Here is a 237-nt window from a genome sequence, read left to right on the forward strand (position 1 = left end):
GGCGATCTCGACATACAAGTCGAGAAAGGTGTTCTAACTGTCGCCAGTGGCTACAGGGAAAGTGAGAAGGAGGTGACTTACTTGCATCAGGGTTTTGCACAACGAGCGTTTCGCTTGTCGTTCCGTCTTGCAGATCACATCGAGGTTCGAGGCGCCTCGCTAAATAATGGTTTACTGAGGGTGGACCTTTTGCGGGTCGTGCCGGAGGAAGCCAAACCTCGGAAGATATCGATTGGA

At 51.9% G+C, this 237-nt stretch carries 1 protein-coding gene; it reads left to right on the forward strand.

The features are described from left to right. Window positions 1-237, forward strand: a 237-nt coding sequence (locus ACCD02_RS32800) for an Hsp20 family protein (RefSeq protein WP_413310738.1), incomplete at both ends; no start/stop codon positions are given.

It is taken from the genome of Pseudomonas sp. Pseusp88, assembly GCF_047303955.1.
In the GTDB taxonomy this organism is placed as follows: domain Bacteria; phylum Pseudomonadota; class Gammaproteobacteria; order Pseudomonadales; family Pseudomonadaceae; genus Aquipseudomonas.